General features: G+C 71.1%; 18 protein-coding genes. 11 read left to right on the plus strand and 7 right to left on the minus strand.

Annotated features, from left to right (window positions below; genetic code table 11):
- Position 1: 1 nt before the first annotated feature.
- Together ACZ63F_RS09615 and ACZ63F_RS09620 are read right to left on the minus strand one after the other, a co-directional pair.
- Positions 2-811 (minus strand): cupin domain-containing protein, encoded by an 810-nt coding sequence (locus ACZ63F_RS09615; protein WP_469709913.1) that lies wholly within the window; start codon positions 809-811, stop codon positions 2-4.
- A complete protein-coding gene (locus ACZ63F_RS09620) occupies positions 808-1,350 on the minus strand; it encodes an RNA polymerase sigma factor (RefSeq protein ID WP_351708875.1) in 543 nt (180 codons plus the stop codon). Before ACZ63F_RS09620 ends, ACZ63F_RS09615 begins: the two co-directional genes overlap by 4 nt.
- Before the next feature lie 111 nt (positions 1,351-1,461).
- On the opposite strand from ACZ63F_RS09620, the gene ACZ63F_RS09625 reads away from it, so the two are divergent.
- The 9 genes from ACZ63F_RS09625 to ACZ63F_RS09665 all read left to right on the plus strand — a co-directional run bounded on the left by ACZ63F_RS09625 (position 1,462) and on the right by ACZ63F_RS09665 (position 10,072).
- Complete coding sequence (locus ACZ63F_RS09625) at positions 1,462-1,863, plus strand: GntR family transcriptional regulator (protein ID WP_351961596.1); 402 nt, start codon at positions 1,462-1,464, stop codon at positions 1,861-1,863.
- On the plus strand, positions 1,860-2,738 hold the full coding sequence (locus ACZ63F_RS09630; RefSeq protein WP_469709914.1) for an ATP-binding cassette domain-containing protein: 879 nt from the start codon (positions 1,860-1,862) through the stop codon (positions 2,736-2,738). Before ACZ63F_RS09625 ends, ACZ63F_RS09630 begins: the two co-directional genes overlap by 4 nt.
- Entirely contained in the window at positions 2,735-3,640 is a 906-nt protein-coding gene (locus tag ACZ63F_RS09635; RefSeq protein ID WP_469709915.1) for an ABC transporter permease, read from the plus strand. The genes ACZ63F_RS09630 and ACZ63F_RS09635 overlap by 4 nt, the downstream gene beginning before the upstream one ends.
- Positions 3,637-4,449 (plus strand): hypothetical protein, encoded by an 813-nt coding sequence (locus ACZ63F_RS09640; RefSeq protein WP_469709916.1) that lies wholly within the window; start codon positions 3,637-3,639, stop codon positions 4,447-4,449. The genes ACZ63F_RS09635 and ACZ63F_RS09640 overlap by 4 nt, the downstream gene beginning before the upstream one ends.
- A 333-nt stretch (positions 4,450-4,782) precedes the next feature.
- Positions 4,783-7,071, plus strand: a complete 2,289-nt coding sequence (locus ACZ63F_RS09645; protein ID WP_469709917.1) for an RNA degradosome polyphosphate kinase — start codon at positions 4,783-4,785, stop codon at positions 7,069-7,071.
- On the plus strand, positions 7,052-8,074 hold the full coding sequence (locus tag ACZ63F_RS09650; protein WP_469709918.1) for a CHAD domain-containing protein: 1,023 nt from the start codon (positions 7,052-7,054) through the stop codon (positions 8,072-8,074). The genes ACZ63F_RS09645 and ACZ63F_RS09650 overlap by 20 nt, the downstream gene beginning before the upstream one ends.
- Positions 8,071-8,487 carry an NUDIX hydrolase gene (locus ACZ63F_RS09655; RefSeq protein ID WP_469709919.1) on the plus strand — a complete coding sequence of 139 codons (417 nt, stop codon included), beginning with the start codon at positions 8,071-8,073 and terminating at the stop codon, positions 8,485-8,487. The genes ACZ63F_RS09650 and ACZ63F_RS09655 overlap by 4 nt, the downstream gene beginning before the upstream one ends.
- Positions 8,488-8,945: 458 nt before the next feature.
- Positions 8,946-9,800: an SCO4651 family lipoprotein gene (locus tag ACZ63F_RS09660; RefSeq protein ID WP_469709920.1), complete on the plus strand. Its 855-nt coding sequence runs from the start codon at positions 8,946-8,948 to the stop codon at positions 9,798-9,800.
- A gap of 104 nt (positions 9,801-9,904) precedes the next feature.
- Positions 9,905-10,072 carry a hypothetical protein gene (locus ACZ63F_RS09665; protein WP_352360932.1) on the plus strand — a complete coding sequence of 56 codons (168 nt, stop codon included), beginning with the start codon at positions 9,905-9,907 and terminating at the stop codon, positions 10,070-10,072.
- 37 nt (positions 10,073-10,109) lie between these two features.
- On the opposite strand, the gene ACZ63F_RS09670 is transcribed toward ACZ63F_RS09665, so the two are convergent.
- Positions 10,110-10,472, minus strand: a complete 363-nt coding sequence (locus ACZ63F_RS09670; protein WP_469709921.1) for a metal-sensitive transcriptional regulator — start codon at positions 10,470-10,472, stop codon at positions 10,110-10,112.
- Between the two features lie 197 nt (positions 10,473-10,669).
- On the opposite strand from ACZ63F_RS09670, the gene ACZ63F_RS09675 reads away from it, so the two are divergent.
- Complete coding sequence (locus tag ACZ63F_RS09675) at positions 10,670-11,290, plus strand: DUF47 domain-containing protein (protein WP_351961572.1); 621 nt, start codon at positions 10,670-10,672, stop codon at positions 11,288-11,290.
- 7 nt (positions 11,291-11,297) lie between these two features.
- Complete coding sequence (locus ACZ63F_RS09680; protein WP_469709922.1) at positions 11,298-12,296, plus strand: inorganic phosphate transporter; 999 nt, start codon at positions 11,298-11,300, stop codon at positions 12,294-12,296.
- A 300-nt stretch (positions 12,297-12,596) separates the two neighbouring features.
- Here ACZ63F_RS09680 and pstB read toward each other — a convergent pair whose 3' ends face one another.
- The 4 genes from pstB to pstS form a co-directional block, all read right to left on the minus strand.
- The gene (pstB, locus tag ACZ63F_RS09685) at positions 12,597-13,373 is read right to left on the minus strand and encodes a phosphate ABC transporter ATP-binding protein PstB (RefSeq protein WP_390640496.1); all 777 of its coding nucleotides are present in this window, start codon (positions 13,371-13,373) and stop codon (positions 12,597-12,599) included.
- Positions 13,374-13,414: 41 nt separating this feature from the next.
- The gene (gene pstA / locus ACZ63F_RS09690; protein WP_352360939.1) at positions 13,415-14,473 is read right to left on the minus strand and encodes a phosphate ABC transporter permease PstA; all 1,059 of its coding nucleotides are present in this window, start codon (positions 14,471-14,473) and stop codon (positions 13,415-13,417) included.
- Positions 14,470-15,480 (minus strand): phosphate ABC transporter permease subunit PstC, encoded by a 1,011-nt coding sequence (gene pstC, locus ACZ63F_RS09695; protein ID WP_469709923.1) that lies wholly within the window; start codon positions 15,478-15,480, stop codon positions 14,470-14,472. Before pstC ends, pstA begins: the two co-directional genes overlap by 4 nt.
- 145 nt (positions 15,481-15,625) lie before the next feature.
- Positions 15,626-16,756: a phosphate ABC transporter substrate-binding protein PstS gene (gene pstS, locus ACZ63F_RS09700; RefSeq protein ID WP_469709924.1), complete on the minus strand. Its 1,131-nt coding sequence runs from the start codon at positions 16,754-16,756 to the stop codon at positions 15,626-15,628.
- Positions 16,757-16,972: the final 216 nt, after the last annotated feature.

The raw sequence follows: 16,972 nt of genomic DNA on the forward strand, positions 1-16,972 counted from the left end.
GTCAGTAGGGCTTGGCGTCGAAGCGGTCGCGCACCTGGTGGAGCAGGAGCGTCGCCAGTGCGGCGAGCGCGGCGGCCACCGACTGCCCGGCCGTGGTGAAGGCGACCGACGTGTGCGCCGGGTGCGTCGCGGCCACCGCCATCAGGGCGGTCCACGCCCCGCCGACCAGTCCGGGCCCGAGCAGCGGACCCAGCCGGGCGGAGAGGGCGAGGCCGGCCGCGGTGAGCGCGAGGGCGGGCAGCAGCCAGCCGAAGGCGAGCAGGCCGTAGCCGGGCAGGGCCAGCGCGGCCAGGCAGTTGAGGCCGAGCGAGGCGGTCAGCGCGGCCACCGTGCGGATCATCAGCAGCCGGAACCCGTGTGTCGGGGCGACCGCGGCGATCTCGTACGTCGGGTCGAGGACCGGCCCGTACGACAGGGCCACCGCGGCGAGCGGGAGCAGCGGGGCGAGGGCCAGGAACAGCGCGGGGGCGTCCACCGCGTCGACCACCAGCACCGTCGCCGCCAGCACCAACGCCACCGAGGCCAGCCAGGAGCGGCGCAGCACCGGGGTCGCGGTGAGCAGCTGTGCGGTGTGGTCGGCGACGCCGAGGCGGACCAGGAGCCGCCGGCCCGGCCCTGGGCTCGGCGCGTCCAGTTCGGCGTCCAGGCGGTCCCAGCCGGCGTCCAGCGCGACCGGGTCCGACACGGACGCCAGGACCGCCCTGCACGCGGCGCAGGAGCCGACGTGGGTGTCGGCCGACCACAGCAGCGGCGGCGCCAACTCGCCGTGCGCGTAAGCCCGTAGATCCTCTTCAGACACGTGCCAGGTCATGCCAGCTCCTCCCGCAGCTGCTTGCGCGCCCGCATCGCGCGGGTCTTGACCGTCCCCGGCGGGATGCCGAGCAGGACCGCGGCCTCCCGGGTGGTCAGTCCGTCGATCACCGTCGCCTGGAGCACCGCCCGCAGTTCGGGCGAGAGCCGGACCAGGGCCCCGGCGAGGTCCCCGTGCTCCACCCCCGCGAGCACGCGTTCCTCCGCCGAGGCCTCGTCCCGGTGGCGCAGCCGGGCCAGCGCCTGCCGCAGCCGGCCGCGGGCCCCGTCGCCGCGCAGCGCGTCGACGAGCCGCCGCGACCCGATCCGCCACAGCCACCCGGCGGCGTCACCTTCCTCGTGGTAGCGGGCGGTCCCCCGCCACACCGCGAGGAAGGTCTCCTGCACCACGTCGTCGACGACCGCCGGGTCCGCGCACCGGCCGCGCAGCCGCGCGGTCAGCCACGGCGCGTACCGCCGGTACAGCTCCTCGAAGGCACGCCGGTCCGAGTCCGCGGCTATGGCCCGCAGCAGCTCACCGTCGCTTCTCGTTCCGCTCACGTCTCCTCATCGCACGAGCCCCCGCGATCGGTTCACCGATCCCGGGTTGACTTTCGGGCAGTGCCTCCACCACCCTTTCACTACTCAATTAGTGAAAGGGTGGTTGTACGGGTGGTCGAGTACCGCATCGACCGGCGCTCCGGCGTCGCCACCTACGTCCAGATCGTCCAGCAGACCAAACAGGCGCTGCGCCTCGGGCACCTCCAGCCGGGAGACAAGCTGCCCGCCGCCCGCGAGGTGGTCGAGGCCACCGCCATCAACCCCAACACCGTCCTCAAGGCCTACCGGGAGCTGGAGCGCGAGGGCCTGGTCGAGGCCCGGCGCGGTCTCGGCACCTTCGTGAAGCGCTCGCTCGGTTCCGCCCCGGCCGCCGAGTCCCCCCTGCACGGGGAGCTGGCCGACTGGGCGGATCGGGCCCGCGCGGCCGGCCTGGACCGCGACGACGTCGCCGCACTCTTCACCGCCGTACTCGAGACCCACTTCGAGAAGCACCTCCAAGGAGAGAGTTCATGACCGACACCGCGATAGCGGCGTCCGCGCTCGGCAAACGGTTCGGCCGGCGCGGGGGCTGGGCGCTGCGCGACTGCACCTTCCGGCTCCCCGCCGGGCGGGTCTGCGCCGTCGTCGGCCCCAACGGGGCGGGCAAGTCCACGCTCCTCGCCCTCGCCGCCGGTCTGCTCGGCGCCACCGAGGGAGGGCTGACCGTCCTCGGCACCACCCCGGACCAGGCGCGCACCCGGGTCGGCTACGTCGCCCAGGACAAGCCGCTCTACCCGCAGCTGACGATCGCCGAGACGCTGGCGATGGGCGCCGACCTCAACCCCGGGCGCTGGGACGCGGCCGCCGCCCACGAGGTCGTGGCCGCCGGCGACCTGGACCCGACGTCCCGGGTCCGTTCCCTCTCCGGCGGGCAGCGCACCCGGGTCGCGCTCGCCCTCGCCCTCGGCAAGCGGCCCGAACTGCTGCTCCTCGACGAGCCGATGGCGGACCTCGACCCGCTCGCCCGGCACGAGCTGATGGGCGTGCTGATGGTGCAGGCCGCCCAGCACGGCACCACCATCGCGATGTCCTCGCACGTGGTCGCCGAACTGGAGGACTCCTGCGACCACCTGTTGCTGATCGGCGGCGGCCGGGTCCGGCTGGCCGGTGAGATCGACGACCTGCTGGCCGCCCACGCCCGGGTCGCCGCCGAGGCCGGTGCCGACCTCGCGCCGCACACCGTCGTGGACGCACGGACCACCGGCCGGCAGCTCAGCGCCCTGGTCCGCCCGGCGGGCCCGCTGCCCGCCCACTGGCGCGCCGGCACCCCCTCCCTTGAGGAGCTGGTCCTCGCCCATCTCCGCAACCCCGAGGCTCCGGCCCTGACCGCGGTGGAGGCCGCCGTATGACCACCCTGACCGCACCCGCGCCGGCCCCTCGGGTCCACCTCACCCGCTGGCTGCTGCGCCTGCACCGCCCCGCGCTGTACGTCTGGGCGGGCCTGGTCCTGGCCCTCGCCGCCCTGCTCCTCGTCCTGCACGGCCCGCTGACCGACGCCGCGGCCGACGCCTGGCGCCGGTACGACGCCTGCACGGACTGGCAGCGGTGCCGGTACGACCAGAACGCGATCGTGCGCTACAAGGACTGGTACAACTACGCCACCCTGGCCGCGGCCGCGGTGCCCTTCCTGGTGGCCGCCTGGGCCGGTGGCGTGTTCGGCAGGGAACTGGAGTCCGGCACCGCCCGGCTGGCCTGGACCCAGTCCAGCACCCCCGTGCGCTGGCTGGCCCTCCGGCTCGCGGTGCCGGCCGCGGCCGTCGCCGCCGGGACCGCGCTGCTGGTCTGGCTGCACCACCTGGCCTGGGCCGCGGGCAACGGCCGTATCGACACCGCCAAGCAGTGGTACGACGTCTGGACCTTCCACACCAACGGCCCCACCCTCGCCGCCCTGGCCCTGTGCGGCCTGGCCGCGGGCGCGCTGAGCGGGCTGCTGTCCCGCCGCGCCCTGCCCGCCCTGGGTCTCGGCCTGGTCCTCACCGGCGCGGTCTGGACCGGCCTCCAGCTGCTCCTGCCCCGCCTGTGGCCGACGAGGACCAGCACCGGAGAGGCCTTCGACGCCCTCCCCAACAGCTCCTGGACGGTGTGGGAGAGCCCGCGCGGCACCGTCCCCGCCGGCGACTACCACCCCGCCTCGCACAACTGGCCGCTCCAGCTGACCAGCACCGCCCTGCTCCTCGCCGTGACGGCCCTGCTGACCCTGGGCTGCTTCCTGGCGCTGCGCCGCCTGACCGGAAAGACGACCGCCCGATGACCGCCCTGCCCGCCACCCCCGCTCCGGCGCCCGGCCCCGCTCCCGCCTCCGGCCCCGCGTCCGCCCACCGCTCCGTGCGCCGGCTGCACCGCCCCGCCCTGCTCGTCTGGGCCGCGTTCGCGCTGCTCGTGACCGGCTGGCTGGCCTGGGTGCACTTCGCCGAGGTGCCCGCCGAGCGGGCCTGCCAGGGCTTCCACTACGCCGTCCGGGGCGACGACCTCCCCAGCTGCGGCTACTCGGCGTTCACGGACGCCAACAACGTCTTCAACTTCCTCGGTGAGGTCCTCACCTACTCCTGCGTCGCCGTCGCCGCCTGGGCGGGCGGGGCGCTGATCGGCCGGGAGCTGGAGTCCGGCACCGCCAGGCTCGCCTGGACCCAGTCCGTGTCCCCGGCCCGCTGGCTGGCCGGCACACTGACCGCGGCCGCCCTGCCGCTGGCCGCCGGGGGCGGGCTGCTCGCGCTGGTCTTCGGCTGGGTGTGGAGCTCCGACGAGGGGCAGTTGGTCAGCAACTGGACCTACGACCGCGTCTTCGTCCCGCGCGGCCCGCTGCTGCCGGCCCTGCTCCTGCTCGGCCTAGCCGTCGGCGCCCTCGCCGCAACCGCACTGCGCCGCACCCTCCCGGCGCTCGGCGCGGCCGCCGCGGTGACACTGGTGACCAGGCTGTACCTGCGCAAAGCCTGGCTGCCGCTGCACGGCCCGCTGCACGGCTTCTGGGCGGTGCAGCTCAGCGCCACCGCGATGGTGCTCGCCCTGACCGCCGCGGCCACGGCCGGCGCGTTCCTCCTCTTGCGCCGCCGGGCCCGCTGAGGGACCGTCCGTCCCACGCGTACCCCGGACGGCGGACAGGGCGGACGGGACCGGTGGGAAACTCCGGTGGGAAGGTCGTACAGGAACGTCGCTTTCGTGATCCCCGAGGCCTCCCGAGGCTGATCACGGACGTCCGCGGGCCGCCCTCCGCTATCCCATACGCCATGTCTTCGTAACCATTGGTTCAGACGGACTTGCGACGCTCAGCCAATGAAGCCCGCCGTGCCAGAGCCTTCGCCACCCCCCGAGGGGTTCGCGGGAAACGGGGTCGTCCAGCTCCCACCCGCGCGTTCCGACGCGCCCGTCACGGCCCGGGCGCGGAAGAATGGGGTCATGAGTCAGCAGAACACCCAGGCAGCCGAGGCCCACCCGTCGCCCACCACCACCCTTGGCGGAGACCCTGCGGGTCGCGGAAGCAACTCAAACGCCCAGCCCTCGGTGGGCTCCATAGCCGCACACCGCCCGCACACCGTGGCCGCCGTGGTCTCGGACCTGGAACCCGACCTCGACGCCGACCTCGACACGTACGAGGAGTCGCAGGTCGACGGGGTCCCGCTGCCCCAGGGGCGCTTCCTCGACCGGGAGCGCAGCTGGCTCGCGTTCAACGAGCGGGTCCTCGAACTGGCCGAGGACCCGGACACGCCCCTGCTGGAGCGGGCGAACTTCCTGGCGATCTTCGCGAGCAACCTGGACGAGTTCTTCATGGTCCGGGTGGCGGGCCTGAAGCGCCGGATCGCCACCGGCGTGGCCACCCGCTCCGCCTCCGGGCTGCAGCCCCGCGAGGTGCTGGAGATGATCTGGGCCCGCTCCCGCGAGCTGATGGCCCGGCACTCCGCCTGCTACCACGAGGACGTCGCCCCCGCGCTCGCGGAGGAGGGCATCCACCTGGTCCGCTGGGCCGAGCTGACCGAGAAGGAGCAGGCGCGGCTCTTCACGCTCTTCCGGCACCAGATCTTCCCGGTCCTGACCCCGCTGGCGGTCGACCCGGCGCACCCGTTCCCGTACATCTCGGGCCTCTCCCTGAACCTGGCCGTGGTCGTCCGCAACCCGGTCAGCGGTCACAAGCACTTCGCCCGCGTGAAGGTGCCGCCGTCGCTGTCCCGCTTCCTGGAGAGCTCCCCGGGCCGCTACGTCCCGATCGAGGACGTCATCGGCGCCCACCTGGAGGAGCTGTTCCCGGGCATGGAGGTCGTGGAGCACCACGCCTTCCGGCTGACGCGGAACGAGGACCTGGAGGTCGAGGAGGACGACGCCGAGAACCTGCTCCAGGCCCTGGAGAAGGAGCTCATGCGGCGCCGCTTCGGGCCGCCGGTGCGCCTGGAGGTCGAGGAGTCCATCGACCGCGAGGTGCTCGACCTGCTGGTGCGCGAGCTGAAGATCTCCGAGGCCGAGGTCTACCCGCTGCCAGGACCGCTCGACCTCACCGGCCTGTTCCGCATCGCGAGCCTGGACCGTCCGGAGCTGAAGTACCGCAAGTTCATCGCGGGCACCCACCGCGACCTCGCCGAGGTCGAGTCGGCGTCCGCCCCCGACATCTTCGCGGCCCTGCGCGAGCGGGACGTGCTGCTGCACCACCCGTACGACAGCTTCTCCACCTCCGTGCAGGCCTTCGTCGAGCAGGCCGCCGAGGACCCGGACGTCCTCGCGATCAAGCAGACCCTGTACCGCACCTCCGGCGACTCCCCGATCGTCAACGCGCTCATCGACGCCGCCGAGGCCGGCAAGCAGGTCCTCGTCCTGGTCGAGATCAAGGCCCGCTTCGACGAGCACGCCAACATCAAGTGGGCGCGCAAGCTGGAGGAGGCCGGCTGCCACGTCGTCTACGGCCTGGTCGGCCTGAAGACCCACTGCAAGCTGTCCCTGGTGGTCCGCCAGGAGGGCGAGACGCTCCGCCGCTACAGCCACGTGGGCACCGGCAACTACCACCCCAAGACGGCGAGGCTGTACGAGGACCTCGGGCTGCTCACCGCCGACCCGCAGGTCGGCGCGGACCTGTCCGACCTGTTCAACCGGCTCTCCGGCTACTCCCGCCGGGAGACCTACCGCCGCCTGCTGGTGGCCCCCAAGTCGCTGCGCGACGGACTGATCGCGCGCATCGAGAAGGAAATACAGCACCACCGGGCCGGCCGCCCCGCGTTCATCCGCATCAAGGTCAACTCGATGGTGGACGAGGCGATCATCGACGCCCTGTACCGCGCGTCCATGGCGGGGGTGCCGGTCGACATCTGGGTGCGCGGCATCTGCGCGATCCGCCCGGGTGTCGCAGGCCTCTCGGAGACCGTCCGGGTCCGCTCGATCCTCGGCCGCTTCCTGGAGCACTCCCGGGTCTTCGCCTTCGGCAACGGCGGCGAGCCCGAGGTGTGGATAGGCAGCGCCGACATGATGCACCGCAACCTCGACCGCCGGATAGAAGCGCTGGTCCGGGTCACCGACCCGGCTCACCGGGCCGCGCTCAACCGGTTCCTCGAATCAGGCATGTCCGACTCCACCTCCTCCTGGCACCTGGGCCCGGACGGCGAGTGGACCCGGCACGCGACCGACGCGGACGGCCAGCCCCTGCGCAACATCCAGGAGATGCTCATAGACGCCCGGAGGCGCCGGCGTGGCACAGCAACACCTTGAACCGACGGACCCGACGACCCGGGTGACGACCGGGGACGCCCTCGCGGGCTACCTGCGCGCCCAGGCCACGGAGTTCCTCCGCGCGCTGCGCCTGCACCGGGAGACCGGGACGGCGAGCGCGACGGAGGAGTCCGTCGACGCGGCCCGCGCCCTGCGCCGCTCGGCCCGGCGCATCAGCGGCAGCCTGCACACCTTCCGACCACTCCTGGAGGCCAACTGGTCCGAGGAGATCCGCCCCGAACTCGCCTGGCTGTCGGGCACGCTGGGCCTTGAGCACGCCTACGAGGCCCGGCTGGAGCGGCTGTTGCTGGCGCTGCACCGCCTCTCCGGCTCGACGAGCCTGCCGAACCAGGCCACTGCGGAGGCGGTGGCCGAGCGCGGCAACCTCACGGTGGGCGCGGCCAAGGCGGGCGCCCTCCTCGACCGCCAGCTCACCCTCGCCCGCACCCGGGCCCACTCCACGGCCCTCCAGGCGCTCGGCTCCTCCCGCTTCCACGCGGTCGCCGACAAGGTCGCGGTGCTGGCCAGCGAGGTCCCGCTGACGGCCACGGCGCCCGCGACCGACCTGCGCCCGCTGGCGGCGGCGGCCGAGGAGCGGCTCACCGACGCCATCGCGGCACTCCCGCTGGTCACCGCGGGCCACCCCTACAACGCGGAGGCCCTGGTCCACGGCCTGTCCCCGGACCCGTCCCCGCATCCCCAGGACGGCCCCTGGCACCAGGTCCGCCTCCTGCTGCGGCTGCACCGCTACGCCCGCGAGGTGCTGTCCGGCCGGGACGCGCCCGTGGACGTACGGCTGCTCGCGGCCGGCCAGGCCCTGAACCGGCACCGGGACGCCTCGGAAGCCGCCGCGGCGGCCGCGGCGGCGGCCCGCACCCCGCGCATCGCGCCCGCGACCGCGTACGCCCTCGGTGTCCTGCACGCCGACCAGCGGCACGAGGTGGAGGCGGCCAGGTTCGAGTTCCAGCAGGCGTGGCAGAAGCAGCGGGTGGAGGTCGTGTGACCGAGTCCCCGGTGCCGGCGGCGGGCTGCGTCCTGTGGCGCCGCTCGCCGGTCGACGGCGGCCTTGAGGTCTGCCTCGTCCACCGCCCCAAGTACGACGACTGGTCGCACCCGAAGGGCAAGCTCAAGCGCGGCGAGGACGCGGTCACGGGCGCGCTGCGCGAGGTGGCGGAGGAGACCGGCTACGCGGCCGCCCTCGGCAGCGAACTCTCCACCGCCCACTACTACGCCAACGGCCGTCCCAAGGACGTCCGTTACTGGGCCGCCGAGGCGGGCGAGGGCCACTTCACCCCGAACCACGAGGTGGACCGCATCCTGTGGCTCCGCCCGGCGGAGGCCCGGCGGCGGCTGACCCAGCCACGCGACGCCGAGCTGGTGGACGAACTGCTGGCCTCGCTGCACAACACCCCCTAGGGACGCCACCGAACCAAAGTCCGACCGGGGTCCGGCCCTGGGGAGTTGAACGGCGGCGGGTGCTTTGGCGTTGGAGAGCTGAGCCGGCCGCTGACGTCCGTCGGCCGCGGCACGGTCGTGGCTGGTCGCGCAGTTCCTCGCGCCGCTGCGGCGCGCTGCCGCGCCTCACGCCTGGGCTCTGTGTCCCTCGCCGTCCGTGCGGGCGAGGCTTCTCGCCCGTCGTGCCGGTCCCCGCCACCCGCAGGTGCAGCGGGCGAAACAGAACCGCCCCTGTTCGACCGTGCTCGTGTGGTGTTCGTGTCCCTGCCAGGCCCGCCCGGACCCGTCCTCCTGCGCCACGCCGACAACGTTACCCACGCTCGGTAAAGCACCGGTATGCGTGACGGCCCCACCGACCCCTCGTTAAGCGGAACGACGCGGGACCCGTGACGGACGTACCGGCTGGGGGTAGGCAGGCAATGGATCGGCGGCAGCACTGGCGCGCTGGGAAGACGGCCGTCACCGTAGGGCTCGTGGTCGGCCTCGGCGCCTGCGCCGCCGGCTGTGGCGGCGCCAGGGCGGAAGGGGTCGGCGGCTCCCCCGGCGACAACCCGGTCACCCTCCTCAAGCGGACGGCGGACACCCTGAGGGCCACCCGCACCTCCAAGGCCACGACCTCGATGGAGATGGCCACCGGCGGCACCCGGGTCACCATCCGCGGCAAGGGCGTCTACGACTACGACCGGCAGCTCGGCAGGCTCACGGTCGTCCTCCCACAGGACCCCGCCGGCACGTCCGAGCACCGCCCGATCACCGAACTCCTCGCGCCGGGCGCGCTGTTCATGAAGAACAGGGGCGCCGGGGTGCCGGCCGACAAGTGGGTACGCGTGGAGACCGCGGGCCTCTCCGACGGCAACCTGGTCACCGGTGGCGCGACGGACCCGTTCGCGGCGGCCGAGCTGCTGCGCGGCACGCGGACGGCGACGTACCTGGGCGAGACCGAGCTCGCCGGGACCGAGGTCCGGCACTACCGGGGCACCGCCGACCTCGCGGCCGCGGCGCGCTCGGCGTCGGCCGGGGACCGGGCCGCTCTGGCCGCCGCGGCGAAAGGGTTCGCCACCCCCGAGGTCCCGTTCGACGTGTACCTCGACGACCAGGGCCGGATCCGGAAACTGCGGCAGCGGTTCAGCTTCGTCAACGACAGCGGCAAGGGCACGGTGGCGGTCGCCTCGACGACTCTGCTGTACGGTTTCGGCACTCCGGTCGACGTGAAACTGCCACGCTCCGAGGACATCTACGCGGGCCGGATCGCCGAAAACCAGCCGACGCACTAGTCAGGGAACGGCTCCGTACAACCTGTGAACTAGCCCGTCCGTGCCATGCGCGTTGTGTAGACCGCTGCCTACTCTAGAGAGTCGGTGACGGCAGAGAAGAGGTGATGCACGTGGCTCCGGTCGGCGGTACGGCAGTTCAGGACCACGTGGCCCTCGCCGAGATCGAGCTGTGCGGAGAGCTGATCATCGCGGCGTCGGCCGCCGAGGACCGGCTCAGCCTGGAGAGCATCGACGAGGTGCTGCGCGTCGCCGAGGAGCGCGAGACCTACTGATTCAGGCCAGCAGCCGGTCGGGCCCGCCCGGCGCTGCTCAGGTCCGCAGCAGGCGGGCGATGGCCTGGGTGGCCTCCTCGACCTTCGCGTCGATCTCCGCCCCGCCCTTGACGGCCCCCTGAGCGGAGTTCTCAATGGCTGCCGTGGCGACGCAGTGCCGCAGGTGCTCCTCGAGCAGTTGCAGGGCGAACGACTGGAGGGCCTTGGTCGAGGCCGAGACCTGGGTGAGTATGTCGATGCAGTAGGTGTCCTCGTCGACCATGCGCTGCAGGCCCCGGATCTGGCCCTCGATCCGGCGCAGCCGTTTGAGGTGCTCGTCCTTCTGCTTGTGGTAGCCGTGCGTGGTCGCCGGCGCTCCGCTTCCGGAGGGCGTCGTGGCGCCGGCCTCGGTGGTCGTCATCGCGTCCTCCGCGTCGTCGATTCGTATACCCCTGGTGGGTATATGGTAACGAAGTTTGCTGGGTATAGGGCCCTCGGGACGCCCCCTTCATGATCACCGAGCCCGATGGGCGAAACTGGAGGGCGGCCCATTAGCCGTGGCCGGATGATGCGCTTAGCATCAGCCTGACCGAAACCCATGCCTACCGAGGACCCCAAGTGCGCTTTCGTCTGACCCCCAGGGAGACGAGCTTCTACGACATGTTCGCCGCCTCCGCGGACAACATCGTCACGGGCTCGAAACTCCTGATGGAACTGCTCGGGGCGGACGCGTCTGCCCGGGCCGAGATCGCAGAGCGTATGCGGGCAGCGGAACACGCAGGTGACGACGCCACGCACGCGATCTTCCACCAGCTGAACTCCTCGTTCATCACGCCCTTCGACCGCGAGGACATCTACAACCTCGCGTCGTCCCTCGACGACATCATGGACTTCATGGAGGAGGCCGTCGACCTGGTCGTCCTCTACAACGTGGAGGAACTGCCCAAGGGCGTCGAGCAGCAGATCGAGGTGCTGGCGCGGGCCGCCGACCTGACGGCCGAGGCGATGCCGCACCTGCGCACGCTGGACAACCTCACCGAGTACTGGATCGAGGTGAACCGCCTGGAGAACCAGGCGGACCAGATCCACCGCAAGCTTCTCGCGCACCTCTTCAACGGCAAGTACGAGGCGATCGAGGTGCTGAAGCTCAAGCAGATCGTGGACGTCCTGGAAGAGGCGGCGGACGCGTTCGAGCACGTGGCGAACACGGTGGAGACCATCGCCGTCAAGGAGTCCTGAGCCGTCGATGGACACCCTCGCGCTCGTCGTGACCGTCCTGGTCGCGCTCTTCTTCACGTACACGAACGGCTTCCACGACTCGGCGAACGCCATCGCCACCTCGGTCTCCACCCGCGCGCTGACGCCGCGCGCGGCCCTCGCGATGGCGGCCGTGATGAACCTCGCGGGCGCGTTCCTGGGCTCCGGGGTCGCCAAGACGGTCAGTGAGGGCCTGATCGAGACCCCCAAGGGCGCCACCGGCATGGGCATCCTCTTCGCGGCGCTGGTCGGCGCGATCGTCTGGAACCTCGCGACGTGGTACTTCGGCCTGCCCTCGTCCTCCTCCCACGCCCTGTTCGGCGGCCTGGTGGGGGCGGCGCTGGCCGGCGGCACGACCGTCCTCTGGAACGGCGTCGTGGACAAGATCATCATCCCGATGTTCCTGTCCCCCGTCGTCGGCCTGATCCTCGGCTACCTGGTCATGACGGCCATCATGTGGCTGTTCCGGCGCTCCAACCCGCACAAGACGAAGCGGGGCTTCCGCATCGCCCAGACCGTCTCCGCGGCCGGCATGGCCCTCGGCCACGGCCTCCAGGACGCCCAGAAGACGATGGGCGTCGTCGTCATGGCCCTGGTGATCTCCGGCCACGAGACGTACGGCGACCCGATCCCGGTCTGGGTCAAGATCGTTTGTGCCGCGATGCTCTCCCTGGGCACCTACGCGGGCGGCTGGCGCATCATGCGCACCCTGGGCCGCAAGATCATCGAACTCGACCCGCCCCAGGGTTTCGCCGCCGAGGCCACCGGCGCGTCGATCATGTTCACCACCGCGTTCCTCTTCAAGGCCCCCATCTCCACGACCCACGTCATCACCTCGGCCATCATGGGCGTCGGCGCGACCAAGCGCGTGAACGCGGTCCGCTGGGGCGTCGCCAAGAACATCGTCCTGGGCTGGTTCATCACGATGCCCGCGGCAGCCCTCGTAGCCGCAGCAGCCTTCGGCATCGTGGACCTGACGCTCCTGTAGCCACGCCCCCGCCCAGCACAAGCCCCCTCAGGGGCGCGGGGAACTGCGCGACCAGCCCCCACCGACCCGCAGCCGAAACCCTCGCGCCCAGCCACGCCCTCACCTCCCTAGGAACAGCAACCACAAGCCCCCTCAGGGGCGCGGGGAACTGCGCGACCAGCCCCCACCGACCCGCAGCCGAAACCCACCCGGAACCCCCAAAAAAGGCGGGCCCGCCCCCGGGAGCCAGGGGCGGGCCCTTTTGCGTCCTCGCGGTGGCACCGCCATGCAGCACCGCGAGGGGTCGGTGAAATCCTCGGCTCAGCCGAAGCGGCCGGAGATGTAGTCCTCCGTGGCCTGGACCGACGGGTTGGAGAAGATCCGCTCCGTGTCGTCGATCTCGATCAGCCTGCCCGGCTGGCCGACGGCGGCCAGGTTGAAGAACGCCGTACGGTCCGAGACACGCGCCGCCTGCTGCATGTTGTGCGTCACGATGACGATCGTGAAGCGCTCCTTCAGCTCGCCGATCAGGTCCTCGATGGCGAGGGTGGAGATCGGGTCGAGGGCGGAGCAGGGCTCGTCCATGAGCAGCACCTTCGGCTCGACCGCGATCGCGCGGGCGATGCACAGACGCTGCTGCTGACCACCGGAGAGCCCGGAGCCCGGCTTGTTCAGGCGGTCCTTGACCTCGTTCCAGAGGTTCGCGCCCTTGAGCGACTTCTCGACGATGTCGCCGAGCTCGCTCTTCTTGAAGTTGCCGTTCAGCCTCAGACCCGCGGCCACGTTGTCGAAGATCGACATCGTGGGGAAGGGGTTCGGACGCTGGAACACCATGCCGACCTCGCGGCGCACCGCCACCGGGTCGATGTTGGCGGCGTAGAGGTTCTCGTCGTCGAGGAGGACCTTGCCCTCGACGCGGCCGCCGGGCGTGACCTCGTGCATGCGGTTCAGCGTGCGCAGGAACGTCGACTTGCCGCAGCCGGAGGGGCCGATGAACGCCGTGACGGTGCGCGGCTCGATGTTCATCGAGATGTCTTCGATGGCCTTGTGGGAGCCGTAGTAGGCGGTGAGCCCGCTTACGTCGATTCGCTTGGACATTACTTCTTCACTTCCAGACAGTCGGTCGCTGTAAGGCCGCGTCAGCGACCGGTCTTGGGGGCCTTCCAGCGGGCGATGCCGCGGGCCACCAGGTTCAGGATCATCACGAAGGCGATCAGCGTGAGCGAGGCCGCCCAGGCACGGTCGTAGGCCGCGTTGGCACCGGCGCTGTTCGCGTACTGCTGGTAGATGAACAGCGGCAGCGACGACTGCGCACCCTCGAAGGGGTTGTTGTTGATGAACGGGTTGCCGAACACCAGCAGCAGCACCGGCGCCGTCTCACCCGCGATACGGGCGATGGCCAGCATGACGCCGGTCGTGATACCGCCGATGGAGGTCGGCAGGACCACCTTCAGGATGGTGCGCCACTTGGGCACGCCGAGCGCCAGGGACGCCTCGCGCAGCTCGTTCGGGACGAGCTTGAGCATCTCCTCGGTGGAGCGCACGACCACCGGCATCATCAGGATGGCCAGGGCCAGCGATCCGGCGAAGCCGAAGGGCTGCATGTCGAAGATCAGCATGAGGCTGAGGATGAACAGACCCGCGACGATCGACGGGATACCGGTCATCACGTCCACGAAGAAGGTGACGGCCTTCGCGAGGCGGCCGCGCCCGTACTCCACGAGGTAGATCGCGGTGAGGATGCCGATCGGGGCGCCGATCAGGGTGGCGAGGCCGACCTGCTCCAGCGAGCCGATGATGGCCGCGTAGGCGCCACCGCCCGGCTGGGAGTCGGCGACGACGCCCATGGAGTGGGAGAGGAAGTAGGGGTCCAGGACCTTCACACCGCGCGAGATGGTCACCCAGAGCAGGGAGACCAGCGGGACCACGGCGATGACGAAGGCGACCCAGACCAGCGAGGTCGCGACCCGGTCCTTGGCCTGCCGGCGGCCCTCGACGCGGGCGGCGACGACGTAGGTCCCGAGGACGTAGAGGAGGCCGGCGATCAGGCCCCACTGGACCTTGCTGTCCAGGCCGGCCACGAGACCGATGAGCACACCGAGGACGATGGATCCGCCGACGATGGCATAGGGGGACCACTTCGGGAGGCTGGCACCGCGCAGGGTGCTGGCGCGCCTGTCGACTGCTGCGGTGCTCATGCGTTGGCCCCCGAGTACTCCGCGCGGCGGGCGATGATCACGCGGGCCGCGCCGTTGACCAGCAGGGTGATGACGAAGAGGACCAGACCGGAGGCGATGAGCGCGTCACGGCCGTCCGAGGTCGCCTCGCCGAACTTGCTGGCGATGTTCTGGGCGAAGGTTCCGCCGCCCGGGTTGAGCAGGCTGGCGTGGATGTCGAAGTCCGGGGAGAGCACGGTGGCGACGGCCATCGTCTCGCCGAGGGCGCGGCCGAGGCCGAGCATCGAGGCGGAGATCACGCCGGAGCGGCCGAAGGGCAGCACCGCCATGCGGATGACCTCCCAGCGGGTGGCGCCGAGGGCCAGGGCGGCCTCTTCGTGCATCTGGGGGACCTGGCGGAAGACCTCGCGGCTCACGTTGGTGATGACCGGCAGGATCATGATCGCGAGCAGGATCGAGACGGTCAGGATCGAGCGCGGGGCGCCGCCGTCCCAGGAGAAGATCCCGGTCCAGCCGAAGTAGTCGTTCAGCCAGCCGAACAGGCCGGTCATGTGCGGTACGAGGACCAGGCCGCCCCACAGGCCGTACACGATGGACGGCACGGCGGCGAGCAGGTCGATCACGTAGGCGACCGGGCCGGCCAGGCGGCGCGGCGCGTAGTGCGTGATGAACAGCGCGATCGCGACCGCGATCGGGACCGCGATGGCCATGGCGATGATCGAGGAGACGACCGTGCCGAAGGCGAGGACCGCGATGCCGAAGCTCGGCGGGACGAGGTTGGTGTTCCACTCGAAGGTGGTGAGGAAGTTGCTGTGGTCGCGGTTGATCGCGAGGGCGGCCCGGTAGGTCAGGAAGACCGCGATCGCGGCCATGATCACCAGGAGCAGGATGCCGGAACCGCGGGAGAAACCGAGGAAGACTCGGTCACCGATCCGGGTGGCACCGCGCGCGTTGCGCTTCTGCTGGGCCGCGGAGGGCTGTGGGGGCGTCGGGGGAGATGCGTCTGCTGTCTGCGTCGATATGTCCATCGGGTTCTCCGGTCTGCGGAGTCGCCCTGTGGGGCGGCTCGGAGGAGCCGCACACCCCACACGTAAGGATCGTACGGCTCCGGGCGGCGGTGCACCGGACGGTGCGGCCGGGCTCCTTCCGGAACTCGGCCGCACTCGCGGATCTTTAGCTCAGGCCCTCGACGGTGGTGCGGACCTTGGCGATGATCTCGTCGGGGATCGGGGCGTAGTCGATCGTGGAGAGGATCTTCTGGCCGTCCTCGGAGGCGATGTAGCGCAGGAACGCCTTGGTCGCCGCGAGGGTGTCGGCCTTGTTGCCCTTGTCGCAGGCGATCTCGTAGGTGACCAGGCTGATCGGGTACGCGCCCTCGGCCTTGGTCTTGTAGTCGAGCTTCAGCGACAGGTCCTTGCCGGTGCCGACGACCTGGGCGGCCGCGATGTCGGCGGTGGCGGACTCGGTGGACGGGGCGACCGGCTTGCTGGCGCCCGTGTCGATGCTGGCGGCCTTGATGCCGTCCGAGACGTAGGAGAGCTCGAAGTAGCCGATGGCGCCGGCGGTCTGCTTGACCTGCTGGGCGACACCCGCGGACTGCGGAGCGGACTGGCCGCCCTTGGCCTGCCAGGCCTTGCCGCCGGAGTACTTCCAGTTGGACGGGGTGGTGGCGATCAGGTACTTGGTCAGGTTGTCCGTCGTACCCGACTCGTCCGAGCGGTGGAACGCCTGGATCTTCAGGTTCGGGAGCTTCGCGGTCGGGTTCAGCTTCTTGATCGCCGCGTCGTTCCAGTTGGTGATCTTGCTGTCGAAGATCTTGGCGAGGGTCGGCGCGTCCAGAACCAGGTTGTCGACACCCGGGACGTTGTAGCCGATCGCGATGGCGCCGCCGACCATCGGGAGGTCGATGCCCTGGCCGCCGGAGCAGACCTTCTTGGAGGCGGTGACCTCTTCCGGCTTCAGCGCGGAGTCGGAACCGGCGAAGGCGACCTGGCCCTGCGTGAAGGCGGTCACACCGGCACCGGAGCCGGAGCCCTTGTAGTTGATCTGCACACCACAGGCCTGCGAGAAGTTCTTCACCCAGGCGTCGATCGCGTTCTTCTGCGCGGAGGAGCCGTCGGCGAGCAGCTGGCCCTTGGCGTTGTCGCACTTGATGGAGCTGGCGTTGGCGGAGGCCGAAGACGTGCTCGAACCGCTGCCGCCACCGTTGTCGTCGGAGCCGCACGCCGACAGGGCCAGGGCACCGGTGACGGCGACAGCACCGAGAGACAGGGCGCGCAGCCGGTTCTTGCGCTGAAGCTTCACTTTCGGGAGTTCCTTCCAGGGGCGCCACCTTCGGCGGCGTGCGAAGTAGGTGGTGGGCGAGGGCCTCCTGACTGGGCATTTACGACCGCTCACCGCACCCGGTACGGCCGAAATTAGGCAGAACAGGTGAAGCGGCTGATGGCCATAGGTGAACGGAGGGTGAACCCCTGCCGTCGACCCGGTTAGGTCACGGAACGCTTACGGTGAGGGCACGCG

It is taken from the genome of Streptomyces sp. NPDC104761 (assembly GCF_055583445.1).